Genomic DNA, 4,732 nt, shown 5'->3' with positions numbered 1-4,732 from the left:
TATTATCGCGTTGATTGTATTATGTCTTTTTTGCAGTCAAAATAATTTTGCGAAATTTCAGAACTTTCGCAAAATTATCGATAAATCAAACTGGCATAACTTGACATTCAAAAGCGTGTAATCTGAAAAGCATTCCAGAAAGGAAATGTTAATATGAATCCTCTGCTGATAAATAGTAATGGCTTTTTGCAATCAATTTTGTATTTTCTCCGGCATACAGTTAGCGAGCACATTCTTTTTGCACTTGGTTTTTTGCTTCTTTTCGGATATGTTTTTGGGAAATTGGCACAAAAAGTTAAATTGCCTGTGATTACCGGATATATCGTTTCCGGAATTCTTTTAGGTGAATCTTTGGGCTCGATTATCGAAATAAAAATGGTGCACACACTCCGACCCATCACGGAGATCGCACTTGGTTTGATTGCTCTGGCAATCGGGGGAGAATTTTCACGAGCAAAGCTCAAAGCAGTTGGTAAAAATGTTTTTATAATGACCGTTTTTCAGATAGCATTTACATTCATTCTGACAAGTCTCGCTCTTATGCTTTTTGGATTAGAATTTGAATTCGCTCTTCTTCTCGGAGCAATAGCCTCTGCCACAGCACCGGCAGCTACCATTGCAATAGTTCAAAGTTTGCGAGCAAGAGGAAAATTCGTGGACTATTTATACGGATTGGTTGCTTTGGACGATGCCGGAGCAGTAATTCTATTCGGAATTGTTTTTGCATTTGTGGGAACTTTAATTCCCCAGCAACAAGCTGTAGATCAATCAGCGGCGATCTTGATAATTTATGCTTTTCGCGAATTGTTTTTGTCAATTATCATAGGAATTGTGGCAGGATACATTTTGCACAAGGCAACTTATAAAAAACAAAGCACAAGTGAGATCATGATAATTTCACTCGGAATATTGCTCACAATTATCAGTCTGGCGCATCCTTTACACATTTCATCCCTGATAACAAATATCGTAGTGGGAGCAACTTTGGTAAACTTGTCTAACAAAAATCAACGTATTTCACGAATTCTCGGAAGGATAACTCCACCAATATATGCTATGTTTTTTTGCATTGCCGGTATAGAATTGGAGTTAGGGATTTTTTCAAATCCGAAAATACTTGTTCTCGGAATAGTTTTTGTCCTCGCAAGAATGATCGGGAAATATTCAGGTGTTTTTACGGGTGCAAAAATATCGCATACTGATGAGAGAACTAAGAAATATCTCGGAGTGTGCATGTTTCCGCAAGCAGGAGTAGCACTTGGACTTGTCCTCTTGATTCAAGCATCACCTATAATTATGAACGCAACTAAAGAAATTCAATTACTCGCTATCAACGCCGTAAATATCGTGATTTTCTCTGTTTTTATTAACGAGTTGGTGGGTCCGGTTTTATCGAAATGGGCAATTATTAAAGGTGCAAAACTAAATGAATATTAGCTGCGAATTTACACTGATTTACCCTAATAAGAATCAAAAACATTATTTGTGTAAATTGGTGACTAAACTTCTAAATTTATAATAATTCAAGGGAAAAATATTATGGAACTTAAAGATAAATTATCACAAAAAATGTGTGTGGTTGAATTACAATCAAAAAGAAAAAAAGATGTTGTGCACGAATTGGTTTCTATTATGAAAGATTCCAAGATGTTTTCAAAATTTAGCGAAGAGCAACTTTTTAATGCTTTTATGGAACGTGAAGAAGTAGGTAGTACGGGCTTGGGCGGAGGGATTGCCATCCCACATACAAAGCTCAAGGGGATTGATGATTTTTTGGTGCTCGTGGCAATATCCAAAAAGGGAGTTAACTTTGAGGCTGCCGATAAAAAAAAAGTACACATCTTTTTTGCACTCATCGGTCCGAGTAACAAACCAAATGAATATCTGCAATTGCTTTCCAAGATTGCTCGGTTTCTGAAAAATAAAAAAATGTACTATGATTTGCTTAACGCAAAAACTCCGGAAGTGATTTACGAAACGATTGTTATGGAAACTTCCAAAGAGAAGACAGTTGAGAATAAAATTGAAAAAAAGAAATTGTTATTGATTGTTTTATATGAAGAGAAATTCCTCGAAGATATTCTGGAACTTTTTATTGAAGTCGGAGTAAAAGGATCGACTGTGATTGATTCCATCGGCATGGGAGGGATATTGACAAAAGTTCCTCTTTTTGCGGATTTTACAAATTTTCTTGGTGAAAATAAAAATTATAGTAAAACGATTCTTGCTCTTATCAACGAATCGAAACTAAAACAAATTGTGAACGGTGTGGAAGAAATTATGGGCAATCTGAACAAACACAGGGGAGCAGCAATTTTGAGTCTGGACGTTGATTTCTTTAAAGGGACTATGGAATTTATGTGATACGTGTGAAACTTTAACTTGAGTTATGATTACTTTTTCCATCTTGATTTAAATTTAAAATGCCCTGAAAAATAATGCAGAAAGAAGAAAAAAAACTTGTGTTAATGCGGATAATGATCAAAAACCTCAGTTTCAAAAATTTTAATATAATGAGTTCGCTTAAAAAACCGTTAAAACGGTTCAATATTGGCGTTTGTTATGTAAAATCCACGATTAAAATCGTGGGCTTCTATCATATTTATCTAACTCTTGACATGTTAGTTAGAAGCCCACAGTTTCCGTCGCAGTTTAACTATGCTGCGAGAAATCAACTGTGGGCAAACGCTCTTGTTCAGGGATGATCAAGTTACACAATAATCGGGAAAAAAAACAATGATAGATTTTTCCATCTTCAGCCAATTTTTTCATAGAGAATCCGCCTTGATAAATAACAGTAACACATTATTGGTTCTTGCGGTTATACTAATTACCGGATACATTTTTACAAAAATCGGGGAAAAGTTAAAAATCCCAACGGTTACTGCTCAAATCATCGGGGGAATAGTTATCGGGCATTATGTTTTATTTATCTTTCCGGAACAATCGTATATTAGTTTCAAGCCAATTACAAATTTTGCACTTGGATTCATCGGCTTATTGATCGGTAGCCATCTGAATTTTTGGAAATTGCATAATGCCGGTAAGCGTATTTTAAGTATTGCTTTGACTGATGTTGTTCTCACACCGATCATCGTTTTTATCTCCCTAAAATACGTTGCACATCTATCATGGGAAATATCTCTTATCCTTTCCACTATCTCGATTGCAACTGCTCCGGGTTCCATTTTACATATTATTAGGGAGAAAAGAGCGAAGGGGATATTTTCCAAAACTCTTCTCGCAGTCGTTGCCCTGAACAATGTTTTGACTATTTTGATCTTTTATGTAGCATATTATTTCATTTTTTATCGGAGAAATATTTCTGATTTGAATATTTTTTATACTCTTTGTAAGCCTTTACTTTTATTGCTTGAGTCCATAGTTATTGGCGGAATAGTTGGATTCGTTGTAATTTATTTCTCAAAAAAGAAAAAGATTCAAATCTCATTTCTTTCTCTTGTTGTTCTTGCGATTGTCGTGATTACCGGAGAATCCGAACTCCTTCATATTTCAGGAATACTGCCGAGTCTTATTTTGGGAATTGTTCTCACGAATTTTTCACACCAGCAAAAAACATTTTTCGGAGCGTTCAAGCATATTGAAAAAGAGGTGTTTACATTATTTTTTGTCCTAGCCGGAACGCATTTGAATTTTGGTGCGATCAAATATGCAGGTTATACCGGAGCAATTTTTATTTTTGCGAGACTGATCGGCAAAACTGTTGCCCCGACTCTTGGTGCTACTTTGGCTGGTTCAACTCAAAATATTCGAAAACACATCGGATTCGCATTATATCCCATTGCCGGGGTAGCTATCGGTCTTGTTCTCTTAGTTAATAACAGCGAACTGTTTCCGATTTTTGCTTCTCAACTAACTGCTATTGTGCTAACTGCGGTAGTTGTGAACGAACTGATTGGTCCGATACTTACCGGAAAAGCAATAAAATTGGCTGGAGAGGAACATAAAGATAGAATCCGTTTGATGGATTTCGTGCAAGAAGAATTTATTAAAATTAATCTCGAAGCAGAAAATAAATGGGATGCCCTCAATGAAATGGTAATTTTCATGTATAAAACTCACAAGATACGCGAAATATCTTTGAAAGAATTACAGAAGTCAATAACAAAAAGGGAAAAAGAAATTTCTACAGGAATCGGAGGAAATTTAGCTATTCCGCATGCGATAATTGATGAAGGACCGAACATACGCGGCGTAATCGGTGTTTCCCAAGCAGGGATTCCATTCGATTCAATTGATGAAAAACCTGTCCACATTATCTTCCTCATCGCTACTCCAAGAGCATATTACGATACTTATCATTTGCAAATGCTCGCGAATATTGCAAAAATTTTTGGCCTTCACCCAAATATCAAAGAAAAAATTATTCAAGCTGAATCACCTGAAGAAGTTTTTGCTATCTTTCAAGCCGAAGAAGTAGAAAAATTGAATCCTTTTTTTGAGGACTGATTTACACAAAAATTTCACTTTTCTTGACTATTAATTTGTTCATAAACCAAATTTAGCCAAATAAATAAAAGATTGGAGAAGATGATGAAAGCAATTATTTTAACATTGATTTTAACTCTGACGTTTTCTGCCGGTTTATTTTCCCAAACCGATATGGATGAGTTTGAAAAATATGCTCAGCAACAGGAACAGGAATTTCAAAATTATCAGATGCAGCAAGATTCTATGTTTATTCAATATAAGGATCAGATTGAGAAAGAGT

General features: G+C 35.4%; 4 protein-coding genes. All 4 read left to right on the top strand.

Features of this window, described 5'->3' with window-relative positions:
* The first annotated feature begins 153 nt into the window (after positions 1–153).
* Complete coding sequence (locus tag U9P79_02810) at positions 154–1,437, top strand: cation:proton antiporter (GenBank protein MEA2103561.1); 1,284 nt, start codon at positions 154–156, stop codon at positions 1,435–1,437.
* A 102-nt stretch (positions 1,438–1,539) separates the two neighbouring features.
* Entirely contained in the window at positions 1,540–2,364 is an 825-nt protein-coding gene (locus U9P79_02805; GenBank protein MEA2103560.1) for a PTS sugar transporter subunit IIA, read from the top strand.
* Positions 2,365–2,736: 372 nt separating this feature from the next.
* Positions 2,737–4,470 carry a PTS sugar transporter subunit IIA gene (locus tag U9P79_02800; protein MEA2103559.1) on the top strand — a complete coding sequence of 578 codons (1,734 nt, stop codon included), beginning with the start codon at positions 2,737–2,739 and terminating at the stop codon, positions 4,468–4,470.
* Positions 4,471–4,551: 81 nt separating this feature from the next.
* The coding region (locus tag U9P79_02795) for a DUF3393 domain-containing protein (protein MEA2103558.1) at positions 4,552–4,732 on the top strand (181 nt) is incomplete at its 3' end.

Source organism: Candidatus Cloacimonadota bacterium, from assembly GCA_034661015.1.
In the GTDB taxonomy this organism is placed as follows: Bacteria; Cloacimonadota; Cloacimonadia; order JGIOTU-2; family JGIOTU-2; genus JAYEKN01.
This window is presented reverse-complemented; position numbering and strand designations above follow the sequence as displayed.